The organism is Sphingobacterium siyangense, assembly GCF_007830445.1.
In the GTDB taxonomy this organism is placed as follows: Bacteria; Bacteroidota; Bacteroidia; order Sphingobacteriales; family Sphingobacteriaceae; genus Sphingobacterium; species Sphingobacterium siyangense.
In genome coordinates, this window is record NZ_VLKR01000001.1 from 294399 (window position 1) to 316908 (window position 22510).

Sequence of the window (22510 nt, forward strand, 5' to 3'; positions counted from 1 at the left end):
TTTGTTATAATGGCAGAACGAATTAGGACACCAGAACTGTAGTTTCTATTTTAGGTCCTGCTGCGTGCACCGAGGGTGGCATCTCATTATTGAATTTTTCAAAATTCGAAATAAACAGCTTCGCCAGGCGTTTTGCCTGCATGTCATAAGCCTCGTCATTGTTCCATAAGCCTCGCGCATCTAAAATTTGTGCAGGAACATGCTCTCCACAGCTCGTTGGATACTCCAGTCCAAAAATATTGTGCTTGTTGAAGTGAGACTCCAGCAGTGAACCATCTATTGCTGCTCGAATTAGCGATCGCGTATAATTTAGCTTAATACGTCTGCCTATTCCGTAAGGACCGGCAATCCAGCCCGTGTTCACTAACCAAACTTTGATATTGCGATTTTGCTCTAGTTTTGAACGCAGCAAAGCCGCATATTTTGAAGGATGAAGCGGCAAAAATGCCTGTCCAAAACAGGTTGAAAATGCTGCTGTAGGCTCCTTTACCCCTACCTCTGTACCCGCGACCTTTGCTGTATAACCACTAACGAAATGATATACTGCCTGATCGATGGTCAACAATGAAATGGGAGGAAGTACACCAAAAGCATCTGCCGTCAGGAAAAAAATATTTTCAGGTTCACGACCAATACCGCTCATTTCGGCATTTTCCATGAAATCTATTGGATAGGATACGCGGGTATTTTCCGTCTTGCTAATATCGTTGTAATCAGGTCGATCAAATTCATCCAAAACAACATTTTCAAGCAGAGACCCAAAACGAATTGCGTGAAAAATCTCAGGCTCTTTGTCCTCCGATAAACCTACACATTTGGCATAGCAGCCACCTTCGAAATTGAATATTCCCTTTTCGCTCCATCCATGCTCGTCATCACCGATCAACTTTCTATTTCTATCAGCTGACAAGGTCGTCTTCCCTGTACCCGAAAGTCCAAAAAACAAAGCAGTCTCCCCTTCTTTCGAAGTATTCGCCGAACAGTGCATAGAAAGCACATTATGCTGAAATGGCAAAATAAAGTTCAATATTGAAAAAATGCTCTTTTTAATCTCCCCTGTATAACCGGTCCCTGCAATCAGAACTATCTTTTTTGTAAAATCAATCGCAACAAAATTTTCGTTGATAATGCCATATTGATGCGGCTCTTCGATAAGCAGCGTCGGGGCAGCTAAAATCGACCAAGCAGGCTGAGCATCCAAATTTGGTTCCGGACGCAGAAACAGGTTATTGGCAAATATACTTTGATAAGCTGTCTCCGTAACAACACGCAAATCTATTTGATAAGCTGGGTCAGCCCCTGCAGCACAATCTCTTACATAGATGATTTTATTACTTAAGTGAGCAGCTACTTTCGAAAATAGTGCTTCAAAATTAGCCGGAGACATCCGTTGATTGATTTCTCCCCACCAAACGCTATCTTTTGTTAAAGAATCTTCGACCAGAAACCGATCTTTTGGCGATCTCCCAGTAAATTTTCCCGTATCAGCAGCGAGTGCTCCCGTATCAGAAAGTCGACCTTCGTGATTTGCTAAGGCATGTTCGACCAATTCAGAAACAGGCAATTGATAAAATACATTTTTTGTACTATCAATTTTTAAATATTTCAAATCAGGCGCGTTTCCAATGTTACCCTTTTTCATATTTTTTGTTTGTTTTAAAATGTGCCCAAATTTAAAGGCATTTTTCGCTAAAAACAAAACTTAATTATCTAAAAATCAAGCTTATTGTACAAAAAACACAAAAACAAAACACTCATTAACAACAACTTACGCAAGTAAAAAAAAATAAACTTTTTAGCATATTTTTTTAGCACATCAATTTATCACTATCAAAAAATATCACATATTTTTCGTAAATTGTTCCAACCTTTACAAATATTAATAAAGTAAAAAAACAGAAGGTGTAACGTCCATCAGCCATTGATCGTTGAAAGTGGCAGCAATGTCCAGGCCGACGGACTAACATGAGTAAAGATAAAGAGATGAAATAGCTAGAATTGTAGCACGAACACGGAAGAGCACAGGGTGGCTTTCATGCTATCTGACAAATAATTGCTTGTGCTTAAAATAAACTGGATATGCTATATAACCATTAAAAGACACATAATCTGCGAATGAAATTACATGCTATAGAAACGGGATTTTTTAAACTCGATGGCGGTGCAATGTTTGGCGTTGTTCCAAAGAGTATCTGGAACAAAACAAACCCGGCCGACTCAAACAATATGTGTACCTGGGGAAACCGCCTGCTCCTCATCGAGGACAGTAATCGATTAATGCTGGTCGATACAGGACTGGGAGACAAACAGAATGAAAAATTCTTCAGCTATTATTATCTTCACGGCGATGCAACGCTGGATAAATCATTAAAAAATATTGGATTTAACAGAAGCGATATCACCGATGTCATCCTTACACACCTACACTTTGACCATTGCGGCGGCGCTATAGTGCGCGAAGGTGAACAGCTGGTTCCGGCTTTTAAAAATGCTCATTTTTGGAGCAATAGTGACCATTGGTCTTGGGCGACCGATCCTAACCCGCGCGAAAAAGCTTCTTTCTTAAAAGAGAACATTTTACCGATACAGGAGAGCGGACAATTAAAATTTGTCGAAGATCATCAAAATCCTTTTGGAAACAATATCGCTATCCGTTATGCACACGGCCATACAGAAGCTATGATGTTGCCACAGATACAGTATAAAGGCAAAACAATCCTCTATATGGCGGATCTATTGCCTTCGGTGGGACATATTCCCATTCCTTATGTTATGGGTTATGATGTCAGACCCCTCGTGACCATGGAGGAACGCAACAGCTATTGGAATGAGATCGTCGATAATGAATACATCTTATTTTTCGAACACGATCCCATACATGAATGCTGTACACTTCAACGTACTGAAAAAGGTATCCGGGTAAAGGATATTTTCAAACTAGGCGAGATTTAGCTGGTCTTTTTAAAGAAGATCAAATAGGATATGAAAAAGGATAAACAAAAAAGGCTACTTTGAAAGTAGCCTTTTTTTGTTTCATGAATATGTTTAGAATCTAAAGCCCAAAGCCCAATAATTCTCAAAAAACCATATTTGTTGGGATGCTTTATCTACCCCTCTTCTTCCTGTTGTACGAATGTTTGTTAAATCAGTCCAGCCCGTTTTGAAGTTCCCCTGAAGATAGAGTCCTTTATAAAAACGGTAGTGCAAACCAACTTTTGCCGAAGCACCATAACCCGCAATGTTCCAAAAGTGGTTGGCCCCTTCGCCAAAAAGATGCACGTCGGAACGAGGAATCAATAGACCTACATCCACACCAGATTCCATTGTCAGCACCTGTTGACCTTTGCGATTATTGATGATGTCATCATAACGCTCCAGACCTACTGAGGCAAAGTTATAACCATCTGTATGCTCAAATGTCAGCATAGCAGAGTCTACAGTAATCAATTCACCGTTATATTGACCGGCGCGGTTTCCCGTCGGGATACCAGGATTAGAAATTTCTTCACCGATAAAACCGGAAATTTTCACCTGCTGCGGAATATCGACCACATATTTCATATGATCCCATCCCAATGAAATTGAATAATTATCTTTGATATAATAACCAAAGTGCAGATTAAATTGTGGAATAGTTAACCGGCTTGGATCAAAATACGTCGAACCAAATTTAGTTGGCCTATCACCCGCTTTTACATCATGGAGTATAAAGTCATAATTAGGACCCGTAAAATGAATATCTGATTTTGCGTAAGAAGAGAAGTTGTACCCCCAAAAGAAGAAGAATTTGCCCTTGTTACTTTCTGTTCTCAAATTTTTCGGTTTGAAAATGCTTTTTCCTATCTCAGGATTTTCTTGGGCAAATAAGGCAGAAACACTTAATGCAAGTGCTCCAATCGTTAAAAATATTTTTCTCATATCGGTGCTAAAAACGTTGGGCAAAAGTACCTGCATTCTATTTTATAAGCAAATAAAATCAATGGGAATTGGAAAAATATGACGAAGATCACAGAAATGTCATTCCACGCCAGAAACGAAAAAAGCTGCCTTCCAGGAAAGCAGCTTTTCATTTATTTTATTTCCAAGGAATTGTTACCCTTGATTTTTACGAATGATATTCAAAGCCCCACCAGCTTTAAACCATTCAATTTGTTGCGCGTTGTAGGTATGGTTCGCCAAAATCTCTTCTTGCGTTCCGTCGGCATGATGTAATACAAGTGTTAAAGGTTTACCTGGTGCAAATGTTGTCAAGCCGAGAATATCAATGGTATCATTTTCCTGAATCTTGTTATAATCGTCTTTGTTTGCAAAAGTTAATCCCAACATACCTTGTTTTTTCAAGTTCGTTTCGTGAATACGTGCGAAAGATTTAACTAAAACAGCACGAACACCCAAATGACGAGGTTCCATCGCAGCATGCTCGCGGGAAGAACCTTCACCGTAGTTTTCATCACCGACTACAATTGAACCAATACCGTGTGCTTTATAGTCCCGCTGTGTTGCAGGAACAGGACCATATTCGCCTGTGAGTTGATTTTTAACGCTATCAGTCTTCTCATTGAAGAAATTCAAAGCGCCAATCAACATGTTGTTTGAAATATTATCTAAGTGACCACGGTATTTCAACCAAGGACCAGCCATTGAAATATGGTCAGTAGTACATTTACCTTTTGCCTTAATCAATAATTTCAACCCTTTCAAATCCGTACCTTCCCATGGCGCAAAAGGCTCCAACAGTTGAAGACGATCAGAAGTAGGAGCTACATCAACCACCACCGAACTACCATCAGCCGCAGGTGCTTGATATCCAGGATCATCTACCGCAAAGCCTTTCGTTGGCAACTCATCCCCTACAGGCGGATCTAGCTTCACTTGTTCACCTTTATTGTTTGTCAAGGTATCAGTTACCGGATTGAAACCCAAATCACCAGAAATCGCGATTGCAGCTACCAATTCTGGCGATGCAACAAATGCATAAGTATTTGGATTGCCATCTGCACGTTTTGCAAAGTTACGATTGAAAGAATGAACGATTGTATTTTTCTCTTGTTTATCGGCACCTACACGATCCCACATACCGATACAAGGACCACATGCATTGGTAAAAATTGTCGCATTGAGGTCTTCAAAAGTTTTCAGCAAACCATCACGATCAGCCGTAAAACGTACTTGCTCTGACCCTGGATTAATACCAAATTCAGCTTTTGTAATCAATCCTTTATCAACTGCTTGTTTTGCAATGGAGGCAGCACGGGATAAATCTTCATAAGAAGAGTTTGTACACGAACCGATCAATCCCCATTCCACTTGCAATGGCCAGCCATTCTTTTCAGCTTCTTCGCGCATGCGCGAAACTGGTGTATACAAATCTGGTGTAAAAGGACCATTTAGAGAAGGCTCCAGCTCAGATAGATTGATTTCTATTAACTGATCAAAATACTGCTCAGGATTAGCATAAACTTCGGCATCCGCTGTCAGGTGCTCTTTAATCACATTTGCCGCATCCGCCACTTCGGCACGACCGGTAGCACGTAAATAACGCTCCATGGATTCGTCGTACCCAAAAGTTGAGGTTGTCGCACCAATTTCAGCGCCCATGTTACAGATTGTTCCTTTTCCTGTACAAGATAAAGACTCCGCACCTTCGCCAAAATATTCAACGATAGCACCTGTTCCGCCTTTTACAGTCAAGATACCTGCAACTTTCAAGATCACGTCTTTTGCTGCAGCCCATCCGCTGAGCTTACCCGTCAATTTTACACCGATCAGCTTAGGAAACTTAAGCTCCCAAGGCAAACCTGCCATAACATCACAAGCATCAGCTCCACCCACACCGATCGCAACCATTCCTAAACCGCCGGCGTTCACCGTATGCGAGTCTGTTCCGATCATCATACCGCCTGGAAAAGCATAGTTTTCCAAAACAACCTGGTGAATAATACCTGCTCCGGGTTTCCAGAAACCGATACCATACTTATTGGACACAGAACTCAAAAAGTTAAATACTTCAGAGCTTTCGTTTTTAGCTCGTGCTAAATCTTTGTCTGCTCCTTCTTTCGCCTGAATCAGGTGATCACAGTGTACAGTAGAAGGAACTGCTACCTTTGGACGCCCAGCTTGCATAAATTGCAATAATGCCATCTGTGCAGTTGCATCCTGCATAGCAACGCGATCTGGAGCAAAGTCGACGTAAGAAACGCCACGTTTGTAATCTTCAGTAGCATTGCCATCCCAAAGGTGGGCATACAAAATTTTCTCAGATAAAGTCAAAGGTTTGTTAACCACTTGACGAGCCGCAGCAATGCGCTCGTCATATTGGCTATAGACCTTTTTAATCATATCTATATCAAAAGCCATATCTCTCTAATTTATGTTGTTTAATTAAGTTACTAAACCCTAATCACTCATTATTTTGTTGGAATAGGCGCAAACTTTGTTAAGTTAATGCCTTCCACAGCAGCTTTATATTCTTCGATATTCGGAATACGGCCCAAGATTGCTGAAAGAACAACAACTGGAGTTGATGCTAATAAAGACTCCCCTTTTTTACCATCCCTGTCTTCAACCACACGTCCTTGGAATAAGCGTGTTGAAGTAGCCATTACCGTGTCACCTTTAGCTGCTTTTTCCTGGTTACCCATACAAAGGTTACAACCAGGGCGTTCCAAGTACATAATATTCTCGTATTCAGTACGTGCAGTACTTTTTGGTAAAGCATCGCTAAATTCAAATCCAGAGTATTTTTGTAAGAATTCCCAATCGCCTTCAGCTTTCAGCTCATCAATGATATTGTACGTTGGCGCTGCAACGACCAAAGGAGCTTCAAACGTAACAACACCTTTTTGCTGTTCGATGTTTTTCAACATCTTCGATACGATTTTCAAATCGTCTTTGTGAACCATACAAGAACCGACGAAACCTAAGTCTACCTTTTTGTTGCCACCGTAGTACGAAAGGTCGCGAATTGTATCGTGTGTATAACGTTTGGAAACATCTGCATTATTCACATCCGGGTCAGCAATCATTGGTTCTTCGATGATATCCAGATCAATAACAACCTCAGCATAATATTTTGCATTGGTATCTGGAGTTAAAGCAGGCTTAGCGCCAGATTTAATTTCCTCAATACGTTTATTCGCCTTGTCAATTAAGCCTTGCAAAACATTGTTTTTGTTTTCCATGCCTTTATCGATCATAATCTGGATACGGTTTTTAGCGATCTCCAATGATTCGATCAACGTATTATCCTGCGAAATACAAATAGAAGCTTTCGCCTTCATTTCTGCTGTCCAGTCAGTAAAAGTAAATGCCTGATCGGCCAAAAGCGTTCCGATATGAACTTCAATAATTCTGCCTTGGAAAACGTTCTCGCCAGCAAATTGCTGCAGCATCTGTGCTTGTGTAGCATGAACCACATCACGGAAATCCATGTGTTCTTTCATACTGCCTTTAAACGTAACTTTTACCGATTCAGGGATTGGCATAGAAGCTTCACCTGTCGCTAAAGCTAGCGCAACCGTACCAGAGTCAGCACCAAAAGCAACGCCTTTAGACATACGGGTATGCGAGTCGCCTCCGATAATGATTGCCCACTCATCAATTGTAATATCATTTAATACCTTATGAATAACGTCTGTCATCGAATGATATACACCTTGAGGGTCACGTGCTGTGATCAATCCAAAGTCATTCATAAATTTCATCAGTTTTGGAATATTCGCTTGTGCTTTTTTATCCCAAACCGATGCCGTATGACAGCCCGATTGATAAGCGCCGTCTACAGTAGGTGCAATTACAGTCGCAGCCATTGCTTCAAGCTCTTGCGCTGTCATCAAACCTGTTGTATCCTGAGAACCAACAATATTTACTTTAACGCGAACGTCAGAACCGGCATGTAACACTTTACCTGGAGCTACACCAACCGCATTTTTATTAAAAATTTTCTCTACAGCAGTCAACCCTTGTCCTTCAATCGTGATTTCTTTTGATGGAGCAAACACTGTCGGCGCTTGAATGCCTAACGTTTCCGCTGCAAAAGTTTGGATTTTTTTACCAAAGACAATAGCATAAGAACCACCCGCTTTGATAAATTCCATTTTTTGTGGAGTCAAAGCTTTGGAAATATCGATCAGCTCCTGCTCGCCATTATATAATTTTTTAGTCTTAGTATTGATTGTTAAGACAGTACCTGTAGCGACAGAATAAGCTTCTTCAAGGATTGGCTCATTTTTCTCGTTACGGATTACGTTGCCATTTTCATCCACTTTCTTCACCCAGTTTTTAAGGTCTATACCGATACCTCCGGTCACATCCACTGTGGTCAAGAAAATAGGTGAGATACCATTTGTACCGCCTACAATTGGTGCGATGTTCACAAAAGGAACATAAGGACTCGCTTGTTTACCCGTCCATAATGCAACGTTGTTGACACCCGACATACGAGATGACCCCACACCCATTGTTCCTTTCTCAGCAATTAACATGACACTTTTACCAGGGTGTTGCGCCTGTAAGGCAACGATCTGTTGCTGTGCTTCAGGTGTGATCATACATTTTCCATGTAATTCACGATCTGAACGCGAGTGCGCCTGGTTACCTGGCGACAATAAATCTGTCGAGATATCACCCTCACCAGCGATAAAAGTAATCACCTGAATTTCCTCAGCAACCTCAGGCAGTTTTGTAAAAAACTCTGCTTTTGCGTAGCTTTCTAAAATATCTTTTGCAACCTCATTGCCTTGTTCAAAAGCTTCTTTCAAACGAGCGGTATCCGCGTCATATAGGAAAACTTGTGTTTTAAGAACCTCAGCTGCCTGTTTTGCAATAGCTAGGTCTGTACCCAAAGCCAGGTCCAATAAAACCTTGATTGAAGGACCACCCTTCATATGTGACAACAATTCAAAAGCGAAATCAGGTGTAATTTCAGCAACAACTGATTCACCCAAAACAATTTCCTTCAGAAATTGCGCTTTAACACCCGCTGCAGGCGTAGTACCCGGCAACGTGTTGTAAATAAACAATCTTAAAGATTCAGCTCTATTTTCATTGTTTAAATCTTTAATCTGAGCAATTACCTCACTTAGTAATTCTGCTCCGTCAATAGGCTTAGGATGTAATCCTTGGCCTTCTCGTTCTACAACCTCTTGTACGTAATCGTTGTAAATACTCATAGATATCTATCTTTCTATTTTATGGGCAGCCTAAAAACACATTGTCTTTCTATGCTACCATGTCTGTAATATAATTAAGCTAATACGCCATCTATCGGGTCCTCCCTGACAAATCACAAATTAGCCCTTCCACTTCATGTTTTGAAGCTGATCTATTTGTCGTAAATCAACTTGTATGACTAATTACAAAAATAGTGAAAATCCAACTTTAAACGCATGCATTCCATTTATTTAAATCAATTTGGAATTGTTCTAAACAGCATTTATGCAATCCTGCCATCTTTTTTTGAAATCCGCTATATTGTATTTATTTCTTTCAAAAAAAAGGTGATTTAAATTATTAAATCACCTTTTCGTTTTATATACTTTCTACAGTTATATCAATGTCTTTTAATGCTTTCACGGTTTCCAGAGGATCTGTCGCGTTGAATACAAATGAACCTGCCACCAGCACATCTGCTCCGGCTTTCAATAACTGTGCTGCATTCGCAGTCGTTACTCCCCCATCGATTTCAATCAGCAGACCATCATTCACTCCCTGTGCCATGGCCCTTAGTTCCTGTACCTTGGCATAGGTATTTGGAATAAATTTCTGACCGCCGAAACCTGGGTTAACCGACATGATACAAACCAAGTCCAGATCCGCAAGAACATCTTTTAAAAGTGCTACTGGCGTATGTGGATTCAATGCAACGCCTGCTTTACAGCCCAATTCTTTAATAGCAGCCAGTGTACGATGCAAATGTGTACAGGCCTCGTAATGCACGGTAATGATTGCTGCACCCGAGTCTTTACATACCTGCAGATAACGGTCTGGATCAACAATCATCAAATGTACATCCAAAGGTTTAGCAGCATGTTTTGCAATAGCCTGCATAACTGGAAATCCAAAAGAGATATTTGGAACGAAAACACCATCCATAATATCAATATGAAACCAATCTGCCTCACTGTTGTTTACCATGATGATATCATCGTATAATTTTGCAAAGTCTGCAGCAAGAACGGATGGTGCAATTAGATGTGATTTTGTTGACATGTTGTATTTTTTTGCAAAGATAACAAGTATTTTTGGTTCATCACAGCGTTTACCCGATTTAATACCTCTAAACGACAATTGGCTGAAGCTGCAGAAAATAATTATAATTACATTTGTATATTAACATGATAATAAAATACAGCTCACCGTGGGAAGACTAAAAATAAAATACAGAAGAGAATTAAATACAACGGAGAACCTCGTCCGAAAAATTGGATTAATACTTATCACCATTATTCTGATCTGTATATTCCTTCCCAAACAGCCTCGTTTTCGCTATGAATTCCAAAAGGGAAAAGTATGGAATCATGAGAATCTGATATCACCCTATAATTTTGCCATATTAAAAACGCAGGAGGAATTGAATGCGGACAAGAAAAGTATCTTAAACACGATTCAACCGATTTATAATGCCAATACGACAACAAGCAAAGAGCAAATTGATCAGTTCAACACGGATCTTGCCGAAAAGTGGCAAAGCAGCAAATTAGATACAACGCATGAAAATATAGTAGATTATAGAAATGCCGGTAATGCCATCTTAAGCCATCTCTATGGCAAAGGCATTCTGTCATTGAACAATCGGTTTCAGAACCGCAGCAATGACAAATCTCCAGCTTCCAAGCATTACAACTTTACACTGATCCAGGACAAAGTTGCCAGCCAAAAAAACACGGCCGACTGTTACACCATCGAAAGCTCTTATGGTTATATGGATGAAATTATGCCCAAATTGACCAAGATAAAGCAAAAGAGCTGGCTGGAGGAAACTTTAAAAAATTACATTACCATTAACTACATCTACAACGATCAACAAACAGAAGCTTTAGAACAAAATGCCATTGCAAACATATCGGCTACGCGCGGTGTGGTCCAAAAGGGAGAACTGATCGCTGAAAAGGAGAAAATCATATCCAATGAGACGTACCAGAAACTCGAGTCGCTTCGTAAGGTATATGAAGATGAAGGCAAGATCAGCGGAAATCAAAACTATGTGACCCTTGGGCAATTTCTGATTATCTCGCTTGCCTTGTCTATCTTGATGGTATTCCTTTTTCTTTTCCGTAAGGACATCTATTTTAACAATAGGTTGCTGGTCATTATCATGATTGTGATCATTGGTATGCTCGCTGTCCTATCTTGGGCGATCAAAATCAAAATCCCTAATCTCTATTACATCCCATTTTGCGCCGTCCCCATTATTATTCGTATCCTTTTTGATACGCGTGTAGCACTCAATATCCATCTGTTGATGGTTCTGCTAGCAGGTCTTTTTGTACCGAATAGTTTTGAGTTTGTCTTTTTACAATTTATGGCGGGGATAGTTGCGATATATAGTATTAAAACATTGGTCAAACGAGAGCAGCTGTTCATTTCCTCTGCTATTATCCTCGGTACCTATTGGATTGCTTACATTGGCTTGGTCGTCACGAGAAATGGATCTATAGACACCATTTACTGGTCCGACCTCCTTCCCTTTTTCGTAAGTGTCATGATTACCTTGTTGGCTTATCCAATGATCTATGCATTCGAAAAGTTATTTGGTATTGTATCTGATCTAACACTCATGGAGCTTACCAATAGTAACTCCAAGTTATTGCGGGAGCTCTCTTTTAAAGCTCCGGGAACATTTCAACACTCCTTACAGGTGGCTAATCTAGCGGAAGCCGCTATCTACAAAATTGGCGGGAATCCGCTGTTGGTCCGCGCCGGAGCCCTGTACCACGACATCGGGAAATTGACAAATCCCCAGTTTTTCATCGAGAATCAGAAGACAGAAAAAAACCCGCATGATGAGCTTTCACCGGAACAAAGTGCGCAGATTATTATATCACATGTCATCAAAGGCGTCGATATCGCCAAAAAACATCAATTGCCTGACGTGATCCTGGATTTTATCCGCACACACCACGGAACAACGCGTGTTGACTATTTTTATAACGTTTTTGTCAAGAACAACCCCGATAAACTGGTTGACGAGTCTTTATTCACCTACCCCGGACCTATTCCTTTTTCCAAGGAAACAGCTGTACTTATGATGGCGGATTCGGTCGAAGCCGCATCCCGTGCATTAAAAGAACCATCTGAAGAGTCTATCAATAACCTTGTCGATAAAATTATCGAACATAAATTGATGCGGGGGCAGTTCAATAATAGTAACATTACGCTTAAAGATATCACCGAATCTGCAGTTATTTTTAAGGCAATGCTCAAAAGTATCTACCATGTTCGGGTAGATTATGATTTAAGCAAAAAAACAATGTAATTTTAATTGTCAAACAACAAATTGAATTTCAAACGCTTATTGCAACGTTACATTTTTTTTGCATTTTTTTTAGTATTTAGACTTTGCAGAATCAAATAATTGCCTTATGTTTGCAATGTCAAAACGAGGAAGGGTGCCTGAGTGGCCGAAAGGAACAGTTTGCTAAACTGTCGTACTGGAAACGGTACCGCGGGTTCGAATCCCGCCTCTTCCGCCAAGACAAAAAGGCTTTCTGAGAAATCAGAAAGCCTTTTTTTTGTTTTTGGAGCAGGGGCAGCACTTAAAGTATATCTACACTCGTATTAAATTCATTGTAAAAGCCACTTGCGTTATTTTCGCTTGCTGATCAGACTATCACCATCGTTGCGTTGCAGTTTGTCCCCCTCAATGACGACAGCGATTTTTATTTTTTACACAAGCGCAGCTTATTCTCTCGTACACTTTTTGGGTAGCAGCAAACGAAGATCAGGTGGTGGTCAGATTATCTCTTTCTACAGTGCTTGTTCAGTGCTTGTTCAGTGTTTGTTCAGTGATCACTCAGTATAGACTGTATAAGCAGTGACTAATCACTGTCTAAAGATTGATTGAATATTGTTATTACCTACCGCTTGGTATTAGAATGTTTCCGTTTTATTTTTGTTCTTGATTAGCTACCAACCTAATCAGGCAATTATGAGTCATCAAAAATGGTGTTCATGAAACTGTTTTCTGGAAGGCAGACTGCCTTACTGCGCAGGGAGATCTTATTATATTGGAAATAGTAGTAAGATACGGCATTCTTATTATTACAATTAATTACATATACACCAACAGCTGCTGCTTCTATTAGGAATTTGCATCTTAAATTAAAATGACCAAACCCGAATTTGAAATTTGGATATAAGATCGTCTTGATTTTTCGAAGAGCGAAAATCCTGAAATTGCTCAATCTAGCATCGATTTAATACGAAAAACACTTCTAGGTATTAAGGTTAAATTGCAGCTGTTTGAACCGGGCGACCAACTATTTTCCTGCGTTCATACAGAATCAACAGCGGCGCATACCCCGGACATATCATCTATACCATAAAATCCGGCAATAGCGCAATTACAAATCTCGTCGATCTGATACATTCACCTATCCTAGTTTCCCAGCCTCATTGGGGAACCCAATGGGATATTGATTTCAATCGTGCTGTGGACACACGGATAAAAATACTTGATCGTTCAAGTTTACCTTTTTTTCTTACGTTTTAATTTCCCAAAAACTTCTCGGTTGAACATTAATGCTATAATCCTAAATTTTGAAAAAATAATCTCCTTCATCCCCTGCTTGAACGCAAGCTCTCGATCAATTCCCCTAAACTCTCTCAACATCACTTGAAAAATCCGAGTCGAAAGGTTCATCACAGGATTCTTTTTACAATATTCAATCGGATAAATAAAGAAATTCTCAAATGCTTAAAAAGTCGCCCGGAAACAAATACGGTATGTGATTTCGTGCCTGCCCAAATATCCCAGTGATGAAGCTGGCCAGGAAAGACTATGTGTAACTGCTTATCGTTTATTTCATAGGCAACCCCATCGATAGTATGCGTGCCACCACCTCTTTCAAACAACAAAAACGAAAAAAAATCAAGTCCGATAGGCTCATTTCTAAACATCTGCCGCTCAGTCTTGAAATATAGAATCTCTTCTTTTGTCGCCCTCAATTCCTGAAAATATTCGAAATGCTCTATATCATAATTTTTGTTTTTCATCCTATCCAATTATTTGCAACAAATGACGCCATCAACATCTTTGACATGATCAGAACGCCATCCATATGATTCTAGGGAACCTGTCCCATATGTGTGAGAAAATTTATCCATTCTCCCTCAACAGAAAATAATATCGAATTAAAATAACATTGAATTTATCGATTCTCAAAACGTAAGCAGCAAAATGAATGATTTGATAAAGCATATAGATGAATTTTATAAACGATTTTTCATTTCACCTACTACCAAGAAGAAATGATTACATTAAAACAGGCCCCTATTCACAAAAAATAGATTAGTAGTGCAGCACTCTTCCCACTGATATACTTGTTGGCCAAATAGCTCTTTTAATCCCTAATAACAGCGACATGCCTAAGGTCATAAAATGTTGTTTGTGAACCAATGAGAAGATCAAACCAGATAATATTCCAAATTTTAATTGGAAATTTTAGCATTCCAGTCATCCAGGAAATTTTCAAGAACATCCAATGGCAAACAACCATATTTTAACACTGCGGCATGAAAAGCCTGAAAACTAAATTTCTCGCCCTGTAAGTTTTGGTATTTTTTTCTCAATTCTTTGATTTTTAGCTCCCCGATTTTATAAGAAAGTGCTTGTCCTGGCCAAGCCATATATCTTTCAACTTCTGCCTTTGCGATATTTTCGCTTATTGATTCATGATCCATCATATATACAATTGCCTGTTGTTCAGTCAGCCTTCCGGTATGAATACCAACATCAATTACTAAACGTATTGCACGGTGGATCTCATTATTTAGCGCACCCATCTTTTGATATGGATCTGTATAGCATCCCAATTGTTCACCCAAGGATTCGCAATACAGTGCCCAACCTTCCATGTAAGCATATAGGGCATTTTGTTGTTGGAAAGTAGGAAGTTCGCTATACTCCTGCTGTAATGCAATCTGATAGTGATGCCCAGGTATTGCCTCATGTATAAATGTGCATTCTAGGCCATAAAAAACTGTATTTATCTTAGTCGGGTCAGGTATCGGAACGAAAAAAATGCCAGCTCTCTTTTCTTTTAAGTTTCCTTTAATATAATAAGGACCTCCTTGTGACGCCTCTTGGTAAGGATCTACGCGTTTTATAACAAATTTCGTTTTGGGCTCCACTAAAAACATATCTTTTAAATGAGGCTGAATTTTATTATATATTTTTTGATAGGCGTCTAGCACCTGTTCTGGGGTTTTAAATGGCCTAAACCTTTGATCTGTGCGCAAAAATCTAAAATAATCTTTTAAAGAGCCTTTAAAGCCATTGAGAACCATATTTTGTTCCATTTCATGGGTTATACGGTCCACCTCTTTAAGTCCGATCTGATAAATCTGGTCGGGACTAAGTGTAGAGCTGGTCGTATATAACTTGATGTAGTACTGGTACATTTTATCCCCGTCAGGAAGACTATTCAAGCCCGATTGTAAAGATGCAAAAGGCATATAATCGTATTGTAAATAACTTGCTAACTTCGCATAGGAATTCAAGACATAATTAGGAATAACTTCGTTGTATAGTATTGTCAATTTTTTCCTTTCCTCATGGAAAAAGTTTTCCGGAAATTGTTGCAATGGCCTGTAAAAAACACTTTTTAAAGTATCTCTTTCGCCGAGCGCGATCAATTGTGGAATCATACGGCCAACCAGAGACCTTGGTAGAACAACTCCCGCTTTCTTCCCTTTCTCGAAATTTGCGATAGCAGTATCTGCCCAGGCCTTAAAAGAGATCATCCTTTTAGACCAATTTGTATAATCTTCAATGGTATGAAATGGCTGGGGACCATTGGTCGAACCAAATAGTGCAAGGTCTGTTGGAACCGAAGCTGTAAACTGATTAAAAGGAATATATTCAAAATGCATAGAGAGCCCCTCTAAACCCGTTTTTAACGTATAATCCAATACATCATAGGAAATACGATCTGCCTCTGTCAAGTTTTGCCTATCGAATTGCTGTAATTCGTTTAAACATGACTGATAGAAATTTTTCTTAGCGACTAAAAAATCAAAAGAACCCTCGTTCTGAAGCAAGTCATCGTAGACATGAATACCATCCGCTGTTGCTTGGAGCGGATTGAAATAGCACTCTTTTTCATAGTATTTTTCAAATAGCCTATGTAAAGCACTTAAATGCTGTCCCATAGATTTTCTCGAGTACAAGATAGAGGAGAGCAACAATACAGTTGTTAAAATTTTCTTTTTCATTGGAATTAAAGCTTTAATCATAAATAATCCATCTGGACCATTTTCCTTATGATCAAAGTTAAAATCAACGCGCTAGACAAAATTGTACCCAATTAGCCTCAACTTTTTTTTCTACATCCGTTGATACTGACTCGGCGTGATCCCCATAAACCTTTTGTAGGTTTTAATAAAATGAGCCTGATCAGCAAAGCCACAATTGAATGCTATTTCTGTGAGTGATAGCTTCTTTAATCTGATCATGGGTAATGCCTTTTCAATTTTAATCCGCCGAAGATAATCTCCAATTGTACAACCAAAATATTGAGGAAAATATCGAGAGATTGTAACCGGATGCAAATTCATTTCTTCAGAAATATAACTTAACGATAATGGAATATCCCAATGATCATACAAAAAATCTTTGATACGGAAAATCCACGCTGGCCCTATACGCTTAATGGGAGTGGTACATGTCAAAAGCAGGACGGAAAGTTGCTCCATTGCCAATAAACTTTGTTGGTCGTCTAAATAATGTTCCCCCATTATCTTTACTAAACCGCTTGTGCCCCATTGAATACCATTCGAAAACATACAGGATTCATCTGGTATATTTAAATCATATTTAGTTAGAAAATCTTCGGTAAATTCAAGATTAAAGATTCTTGTCCCTTTTATATAACCAATATTCTGGTGGATAATACCGGGATAGTAATATAGAGAAGTACCCTGTTGCTGCCGATTTTTCTCATTCTGCCTGATTTCAACACTTCCACCATTCAAAATATGTGAAAAATGTGGATTCTGATGACAATGCCAATCAGAGATAATACCAGCCTCGTAATAAATATCAGAAGTAATGATACCAGCAAAAGAACTTTGGCTAACTTCGTTCCCAATATACTTACCAGCTTCTAATACGAGCAGCTTATTGTTTTCATTTTCCACAGCTTTCCCCCTATTTTAAATGTAATTTCATATTTCCGCAATGATAAATATAATTAAAATTCATGTGCTAAAAAGATCGACCCGACTAGCCCTATCACTTATCTAAAGATTCCAACATACTTTCTCTCGAACGAAAGTCCAGCCTTTTTATTTTACAACTTCCTCGCAAGCTATTTCTTCGTTCGGGACACTCCACAAAAAATACCTGAAACCAGTGATAAGGGTTATGGACCAATTCGTCTATTTTTGCAGGAAAGGAGAGTGAAAAATGAGAAAACTAATGGGATGCTATTTAATCATCTTTGTCATCGGACCATTTTGTTCAAAGGCGCAGGAAAACTTAAAATTTGACGATAATTTCAACCTATGGAACATACAAAAGGGTCAGTCGGCAACTGTTTTTGCCACAAAAGCTTATGTGCGTGCTCAACCTAGTCTTAAGGCAGCAATCGTAGATTCTTTATCGGTAGGAAATGTCGTTACGATCACCAGCGCGCCTTTCAAAGGAAATACGCTGAAAAATTTTTATGCACCTTGGCACCAAATAAGCTATTTCGAAGGCAGTATCAAAAAAAGTGGATTTATTTGGCTCGGATTATTAGCGCTCGGAAAACAAACCGCTTCGGACGGCTCGCAATATATTTACGGTTTTGAACGTTTTACCAAAAGTATCAACGAACAGGAACAGGATCATTTTTCAACAGTGGTAAAACTTCTCGACGCAAAAGGAAATTTTCTAGCTGAACACACCTTCCCTTTCGCCTATTCAGAACAAACCTTCTCTCAGAGTAAATTGCTGCCGGCCATGGGGCTGCAAAATGTCAAACAAATCATACGCATCGAATTTCTGGGGGAAGCCTGTGGTATACCTTCTGAGTACAACTATGTGGCCTGGACAGGACAACGACTTGTAGATCTTCCCAGCAGGTATTCTGTTAGTGATGCTGGTGTGTTCTATTACGATGAAAAGATTCTTTTCCCTTCCGAACACGGAAAAAATAATCAGATTATCTATAAATACATCGAAGAGGGAGAAGCTATTGACGACGATGCAGAAAATCCGAATTTCAAGATCACAAAAAAAAGTGAAGAATTTCTATGGAACGGTAATAGCTTTGAAAAGCTTTCAACGGCTAAATAGTATTTTCCACAGATTTTAACATATTGGATACATATAAAAATTAATAAATGGAAGAAAAGAATATATATGATTTGTTCTACAGCGGACAACTAGACTTATTTATCATTGAAGGAGAAAACCAACTGCGACAAAACGATCAAGATGTTACGCTTTGGACACACCTAGCCATCGCCTATCATGATCAGGCATTCTATGAAGGCCACGAAGCTATTTTCGATGTTATTCAGGAAAAAATGATCCCCTATTTTCAAAAAGCATTGGCCATCGAACCTGATAATGAAACGACCCTATATCATATACTGAATTATGTTTTGGACAATCAAGCGACATTAGCACAAATTGGTCGTCCAAAATTTCATATTACTGAAGGCAATAAAGGTCTATTCATCGAATACGCAAAAAAACTAATCGCTTCCCCAAATATGTCCGGATATGGGCACAACTATTTAACCAATATCTACGAAGGGCTCCAGGACGATACAGCGATGCTTCCAGTTTTGGAGGCGAGCATTGATTTCGTTAAAGAAACATTCAAGGATGAACGGGAAACCTTGGATCATAATTTTTCCATCTTTTGGATAAAGAAAATATACCTGCTTGACCGTACCAAACAGATCAATGAGTCTAATATTTTAGCTTTAATGGAAGCTGATTTTAAGCATTTCATCAGCAGCAATGAAATGAATTATGTGGATCTCGCTGAAATTGCTTACGAAAATAAAGCAATCGACCTAGCACTGCAAATTTTACTTAAGCTTATCAAAGGGGAAAACTCAGCCCTGCATATCCATCAGGAGTTGGTCAAATGGCATACTCGTTTTGAGGAATTGATTGCCGAGGGGTATGAGCACCCTGAGGTCTTCTACTATCAGCTTATCATTGAGCGCAATTACTCAGAAGAAATCGGAATCCCGCTTGACTATTATTATCTCCATGCACTCAAATTGGTCGATGCCTATCCTGATTCTTATGTCGGTTACCATTTTGCGGCAGCCTATCTCTATGACGAGGGGCAGTATGCCGCGGCTATTCCGCATCTAACAATGGTAGGTGAACGAAAATGGAATGCAACATCCTGGCGACGCCTAGTTGAATGCACCTTTAAAGCTAATGGAACAGTTTACGATCAGGTTCCTACTTTCCATGACCTTCCCCGTGAATGTTATAATGAAGCTGTCACGCTATCTGATTTTATTCACGCTCAGGACAACTTAACCACAGTTGATCAATCTGCACTACAATTGCTCGTCCTCGAACTTTATCGTCAAGCCTACGACGCTTTCAACGAGTATTTTGAACAGAATAAATATGAAAGTGACTACTTTGGGGGCTCCCACAACAGAGCTATGAATTGTAATAATCTAGCGTTAGCGTATAAGGCAGCAGGAGAACTGGAAATCTGTTATGCTATCGCCACCGAAGGATTAAGCTATTCCGACTTTGAAGAACTTCATTTCACCCGAGCCGATGCCTTGTCAGCATTGGAAGATTACGCACGTCTGGAGGAGGTACTTCAACAATACTTTGACACCTATCAGATCTCGCTGGAAGCCACCCTGGAGCAGCAAGCATTTACCTCCGAAGAAGATGAAGAAGCTGAAGATATGGAGTCTGTTGTATTTCCTCCCTGTTACCGCATGCTTATGCATCAAATCGATGTTGAATACCAGCTAGGTCGATCAGCGAATATTCAATCCCGGGCCCAACAGCTCCTCGAGTTTATTTACAAATTCTATATTGATCATCCCAATTTAGACGACTACCAGTATCGTGATTTTGAGGCATCAAAGAATGGGATCGAACATATTATCTATCAGATAATCGAGCCGGATAATTTTGAGCAACGTGTCTCCTATTACGAAAATATGGCACAACGGTACCCACATGAAGCACAGCCTCAATATGTGTTGATGCAGCTATATAATGAAAAGAGCAATTACAAGTCCATGAACCTCGCTGCACAGAAATACCTTAAAAATAAACGGGAATTTATCATCGATAATTTCGATAAAGCAAAGACGCTCTATCTCATTGTTAAAAGCCATTACTATCTTACGGAATTTAGCGCAGGTATAGAAACATTCCAAACGTATGACAACTGGGTACAGTCTGTCATGGAGCCTAATGATTATGTCCTTTGGTTAAAATTTGGAATTGAACTTTTGGCCGAAAACGGAGATATAGATGAAGTAAATAAATACGTCAGTGTTTTCAACGGTATTTATCAGCAATGTGATTGGGGCTACGACGATGATGTCGAATCGGTTAAATTAGCAGAGGCATATGCAAACTATAAAACAGGGAATCTGAAAAAAGCACACAATTTGCTTGATGAAGTGCTCGCCTATTCGGATCATTCTCCTTTAGCTGATGAATATAAACGTACCTGGAAAAAGCCCGGCTTTTTTTCTGGTTTTAAGTTTTAAGTATTTCTTTGCTTTCCGAAAAAAGAATTCCAAACGTCGCTCCATGTTATCTGGTCCTCCCAAACTCAAATAACATGGAGCGTATAAAAAAGTCCATAATGCCAAAAAAAGTTAAAAGTGGAAGCAAATTCTACCCAAAACAACTATATTTGAGCTGTTATGGTACTTAAGCGACTTATACTACTATTTTTAACCTTCGGTTTCCTTTTAAGTGCACCCGACGCTTTCGCCTGCCATAAAATGAATGCACACAGTAGTCACACACAAGGTAATACTACCACTGACAAAAAGAACCATTGTTGTTCAAAATTTAAATCTTTCCAAAAAAAGGCTTTCTGTAAACATCACAAACCATGTAAAAATTGCAATTGTCAATGCACGTATAGTGGTACATTTTTGGCAATTTCCAATCCCCTTGAACAAGGTCATGAACTTTGCTGTATAGCAATCAAAAAAAATTATAAACCCATAGCGCCAACGTTTATTTCTGAGGGATATTTTTGTCCTTGGGTCCCGCCAAAAATAAGTTAATCCATACAATCCATACATTGATCATTTATCAATCATTTTTGATTACTTATTTTTATTTATTTTTTCATCCAATCATATGAAAATCAAACATTATATTATAACAGGGGCTTTAGTACTATCCTCTTTGACAAACTATGCACAAAACAACACCGTGAACACCACTGTTAAAATTGCTGGAAACTGCGGTATGTGTAAAAAAACAATAGAAAATGCAGGAGCCGCCGCTCAGGCTAAAGTTGAATGGAACGAAGACAACCAAACAGCGACAATAGCCTATGACGGAAAGAAAACTTCCTTAGATGCTGTATTGAAAAGTATCGCAGGAGCAGGCTATGACAATGAAAAATACCTTGCCGCGGAAGATAATTATGCTAAACTACATGCTTGCTGCCAATACGAAAGAAATTTAGCTCCTCCAGCTTCAGATAGCCCACAAGACAAAAGCATTGAGCCGGTAGCTTCAGTAGATTACATCAGCAACGCAAGCAATTTTCAAAAGATCTATGACCAATACTTTCTGCTTAAAGATGCACTTGTAGCTGCGGATAGTAAACAAGCTACAGGCCTAGCAAACGATCTTGCCGATGCAATCGCTAAAATACAAACTGCTGATCTAACGAAAGCGGAACAGGAGGTCTGGAAAACCAAAACAACATCACTCAAAGCGACAGTGAAGAGCCTACAACAGGCAACGGATATCAGTAAACAACGAGAAGCCTTCGCGCTACTGTCAGAAGATATCTATAGTTTGTCCAAAAACTCGAAACCGTCTTCCTCTGTTTATTACCAAAAGTGTCCAATGTTCAACAAAGGCAAAGGTGCGACTTGGTTAAGCCGACATAAAGAAATCAAAAATCCATACTACGGCGCACAGATGCTAACATGCGGCAGCACAATTCAAACGCTTTAACAAATAAGATCGTTTAATCGACTCTTAAAAGGTTTATCTCCCCACGAGATAAACCTTTTTTTGTAATTGCTGCCGCAATGGTCGATTTTTATAAACCAAAATAGTATATTTAGTATCAACAGAAATTGGTTCGCTTAAATAACA

The 22510-nt window shown here is 39.3% G+C and carries 13 protein-coding genes and 1 tRNA gene; 6 read left to right on the plus strand and 8 right to left on the minus strand.

Annotated elements, in window-relative coordinates; all coding sequences use genetic code 11:
- Positions 1-22: 22 nt before the first annotated feature.
- Positions 23-1642 carry a phosphoenolpyruvate carboxykinase (ATP) gene (gene pckA, locus IQ31_RS01300; protein ID WP_145326874.1) on the minus strand — a complete coding sequence of 540 codons (1620 nt, stop codon included), beginning with the start codon at positions 1640-1642 and terminating at the stop codon, positions 23-25.
- Positions 1643-2115: 473 nt separating this feature from the next.
- Here pckA and IQ31_RS01305 point away from each other — a divergent pair, with 473 nt between their 5' ends.
- Entirely contained in the window at positions 2116-2952 is an 837-nt protein-coding gene (locus IQ31_RS01305) for an MBL fold metallo-hydrolase (protein ID WP_145326875.1), read from the plus strand.
- A gap of 93 nt (positions 2953-3045) precedes the next feature.
- Here IQ31_RS01305 and IQ31_RS01310 read toward each other — a convergent pair whose 3' ends face one another.
- The 4 genes from IQ31_RS01310 to rpe all read right to left on the minus strand — a co-directional run bounded on the left by IQ31_RS01310 (position 3046) and on the right by rpe (position 10209).
- Positions 3046-3918, minus strand: coding sequence for a hypothetical protein (locus IQ31_RS01310; protein WP_046672928.1), 873 nt, complete (start codon positions 3916-3918; stop codon positions 3046-3048).
- Between the two features lie 174 nt (positions 3919-4092).
- A complete protein-coding gene (locus tag IQ31_RS01315; protein WP_145326876.1) occupies positions 4093-6357 on the minus strand; it encodes an aconitate hydratase in 2265 nt (754 codons plus the stop codon).
- A gap of 50 nt (positions 6358-6407) precedes the next feature.
- Complete coding sequence (locus IQ31_RS01320; protein WP_075992853.1) at positions 6408-9170, minus strand: bifunctional aconitate hydratase 2/2-methylisocitrate dehydratase; 2763 nt, start codon at positions 9168-9170, stop codon at positions 6408-6410.
- Positions 9171-9528: 358 nt separating this feature from the next.
- Positions 9529-10209, minus strand: a complete 681-nt coding sequence (gene rpe, locus IQ31_RS01325) for a ribulose-phosphate 3-epimerase (RefSeq protein WP_145326877.1) — start codon at positions 10207-10209, stop codon at positions 9529-9531.
- Positions 10210-10357: 148 nt separating this feature from the next.
- On the opposite strand from rpe, the gene IQ31_RS01330 reads away from it, so the two are divergent.
- Both IQ31_RS01330 and IQ31_RS01335 read left to right on the plus strand, forming a co-directional pair.
- A complete protein-coding gene (locus IQ31_RS01330) occupies positions 10358-12475 on the plus strand; it encodes an HD family phosphohydrolase (RefSeq protein ID WP_088161752.1) in 2118 nt (705 codons plus the stop codon).
- A gap of 127 nt (positions 12476-12602) precedes the next feature.
- Positions 12603-12692, plus strand: a tRNA-Ser gene (locus IQ31_RS01335).
- A gap of 1168 nt (positions 12693-13860) precedes the next feature.
- Here the strand turns inward: IQ31_RS01335 and IQ31_RS01340 are convergent.
- From IQ31_RS01340 to IQ31_RS01350, 3 genes are all read right to left on the minus strand, one after another.
- The gene (locus IQ31_RS01340; protein ID WP_145326878.1) at positions 13861-14214 is read right to left on the minus strand and encodes a hypothetical protein; all 354 of its coding nucleotides are present in this window, start codon (positions 14212-14214) and stop codon (positions 13861-13863) included.
- Between the two features lie 435 nt (positions 14215-14649).
- Positions 14650-16434, minus strand: coding sequence for a DUF885 domain-containing protein (locus IQ31_RS01345; RefSeq protein WP_158638768.1), 1785 nt, complete (start codon positions 16432-16434; stop codon positions 14650-14652).
- 111 nt (positions 16435-16545) lie between these two features.
- Positions 16546-17358, minus strand: coding sequence for a helix-turn-helix domain-containing protein (locus tag IQ31_RS01350; protein ID WP_237241690.1), 813 nt, complete (start codon positions 17356-17358; stop codon positions 16546-16548).
- A gap of 268 nt (positions 17359-17626) precedes the next feature.
- Between IQ31_RS01350 and IQ31_RS01355 the strand changes: the two genes are divergently transcribed.
- The 3 genes from IQ31_RS01355 (at position 17627) to IQ31_RS01365 (ending at position 22366) form a co-directional block, all read left to right on the plus strand.
- Positions 17627-18499, plus strand: coding sequence for an SH3 domain-containing protein (locus IQ31_RS01355; protein WP_145326880.1), 873 nt, complete (start codon positions 17627-17629; stop codon positions 18497-18499).
- A gap of 47 nt (positions 18500-18546) precedes the next feature.
- Positions 18547-20925: a hypothetical protein gene (locus IQ31_RS01360; protein ID WP_145326881.1), complete on the plus strand. Its 2379-nt coding sequence runs from the start codon at positions 18547-18549 to the stop codon at positions 20923-20925.
- Positions 20926-21532: 607 nt separating this feature from the next.
- The gene (locus tag IQ31_RS01365; RefSeq protein WP_075992859.1) at positions 21533-22366 is read left to right on the plus strand and encodes a DUF3347 domain-containing protein; all 834 of its coding nucleotides are present in this window, start codon (positions 21533-21535) and stop codon (positions 22364-22366) included.
- The last annotated feature ends 144 nt before the right edge of the window (positions 22367-22510 follow it).

Bases quoted from the DNA above. Each gene is read 5' to 3' on its own strand.
- pckA (WP_145326874.1), bottom strand. From the start codon at position 1,642: ATGAAAAAGGGTAACATTGGAAACGCGCCTGATTTGAAATATTTAAAA.
- IQ31_RS01305 (WP_145326875.1), top strand. From the start codon at position 2,116: ATGAAATTACATGCTATAGAAACGGGATTTTTTAAACTCGATGGCGGT.
- IQ31_RS01310 (WP_046672928.1), bottom strand. From the start codon at position 3,918: ATGAGAAAAATATTTTTAACGATTGGAGCACTTGCATTAAGTGTTTCT.
- IQ31_RS01315 (WP_145326876.1), bottom strand. From the start codon at position 6,357: ATGGCTTTTGATATAGATATGATTAAAAAGGTCTATAGCCAATATGAC.
- IQ31_RS01320 (WP_075992853.1), bottom strand. From the start codon at position 9,170: ATGAGTATTTACAACGATTACGTACAAGAGGTTGTAGAACGAGAAGGC.
- rpe (WP_145326877.1), bottom strand. From the start codon at position 10,209: ATGTCAACAAAATCACATCTAATTGCACCATCCGTTCTTGCTGCAGAC.
- IQ31_RS01340 (WP_145326878.1), bottom strand. From the start codon at position 14,214: ATGAAAAACAAAAATTATGATATAGAGCATTTCGAATATTTTCAGGAA.
- IQ31_RS01345 (WP_158638768.1), bottom strand. From the start codon at position 16,434: ATGAAAAAGAAAATTTTAACAACTGTATTGTTGCTCTCCTCTATCTTG.
- IQ31_RS01355 (WP_145326880.1), top strand. From the start codon at position 17,627: ATGAGAAAACTAATGGGATGCTATTTAATCATCTTTGTCATCGGACCA.
- IQ31_RS01360 (WP_145326881.1), top strand. From the start codon at position 18,547: ATGGAAGAAAAGAATATATATGATTTGTTCTACAGCGGACAACTAGAC.
- IQ31_RS01365 (WP_075992859.1), top strand. From the start codon at position 21,533: ATGAAAATCAAACATTATATTATAACAGGGGCTTTAGTACTATCCTCT.